Source organism: Dickeya chrysanthemi NCPPB 402, from assembly GCF_000406105.1.
GTDB lineage: Bacteria > Pseudomonadota > Gammaproteobacteria > Enterobacterales > Enterobacteriaceae > Dickeya > Dickeya chrysanthemi.
Window position 1 is genome coordinate 1 of record NZ_AOOA01000066.1, and the last position, 1,472, is coordinate 1,472.

The 1,472-nt window shown below is 36.6% G+C and carries 2 protein-coding genes; both read left to right on the forward strand.

Annotated features, from left to right (window positions below; genetic code table 11):
* The first annotated feature begins 406 nt into the window (after positions 1-406).
* Complete coding sequence (locus tag DCH402_RS00060) at positions 407-1,222, forward strand: RTX iron-regulated FrpC family protein (RefSeq protein ID WP_033911959.1); 816 nt, start codon at positions 407-409, stop codon at positions 1,220-1,222.
* Positions 1,223-1,238: 16 nt separating this feature from the next.
* Positions 1,239-1,472 (forward strand): hypothetical protein (locus DCH402_RS00065; RefSeq protein WP_039998816.1); only part of this gene is annotated, 234 nt, incomplete at its 3' end.

Here is a 1,472-nt window from a genome sequence, read left to right on the forward strand (position 1 = left end):
CAGGCTGCTTTGAAATTGGCATTACAGTCGATGAACCACCATTTTGCTTTATTTCAGCGGGCTTGAGATGTGTATAAGAATATTGTTTTGAATAAATTTAAAGAAAATGATAATCGTTATTGACGATTTTTAAAGGAAAGCGTAGAGTGCCAATTCTATGAAGCAATACGGTAAGTAACAATGAAAATATCTACTGCTTGGGTATAGAGCATATTTCACAACCCGTAACTATTCTTGCGGAAACAGAGAAAAAAGTTTCTCTTCTATCTTGGATAAATATATTTACCCTCAGTTTAGTTAAGTATTGGAATTTATACCTAAGTAGTAAAAGTTAGTAAATTATTTTTAACTAAAGAGTTAGTATCTACCATAATATATTCTTTAACTAATTTCTAAGCTTGAAATTATGAGACCATATGCTACTACCATTTATCAACTTTTTATTTTGTTTATTGGGAGTGTTTTTACTATGACCTCATGTGAACCTGTGAATGAAAAGACAGATCAAAAAGCAGTAAGTGCGCAACAGGCTAAAGAACAAACCAGTTTCAACAATCCCGAGCCAATGACAGGATTTGAACATACGGTTACATTTGATTTTCAGGGCACCAAAATGGTTATCCCCTATGGCTATCTTGCACGGTATACGCAAGACAATGCCACAAAATGGCTTTCTGACACGCCCGGGCAGGATGCTTACTCCATTAATTTGATAGAGATTAGCGTCTATTACAAAAAAACCGACCAAGGCTGGGTTCTTGAGCCATACAACCAGCAAAACAAAGCACACTTTATCCAATTTCTACGCGATGGTTTGGATAGCGTGGACGATATTGTTATCCGAAAAGATGCGTGTAGTTTAAGTACGACTATGGGAGAAAGATTGCTTACTTACGGGGTTAAAAAAATGCCATCTGCCTATCCTGAATATGAAGCTTATGAAGATAAAAGACATATTCCTGAAAATCCATATTTTCATGAATTTTACTATATTAAAAAAGGAGAAAATCCGGCGATTATTACTCATTGGAATAATCGAGTAAACCAGGCTGAAGAAGATAATTATAGCACTAGCGTAGGTTCCTGTATTAACGGTTTCACGGTACAGTATTACCCGTTTATTCGGGAAAAGCAGCAGCTCACACAGCAGGAGTTGGTAGGTTATCACCAACAAGTAGAGCAATTGGTACAGAGTTTTGTAAACAATCCAAGTAAAAAATAATTTAAAGGATCTTATTATGAATGAGGGTGAAGTTGTTTTAACACCAGAACAAATCCAAACCTTGCGTGGTTATGCTTTCCGTGGCGATACCTATGGCGGTTGGCGTTATTTGGCTAATTTGGGTGACCGTTATGCGGATGATGCTGCTGCAATTGTCGGTAAGGATACAAACTTAAATGGTTTGAATTTATGGATGAAAAAAGGTGTGGAAAACCTATGGGATGATACGGTCGGTAAAAAGACCCGTTTA

Bases quoted from the DNA above. Each gene is read 5' to 3' on its own strand.
- DCH402_RS00060 (WP_033911959.1), top strand. From the start codon at position 407: ATGAGACCATATGCTACTACCATTTATCAACTTTTTATTTTGTTTATT.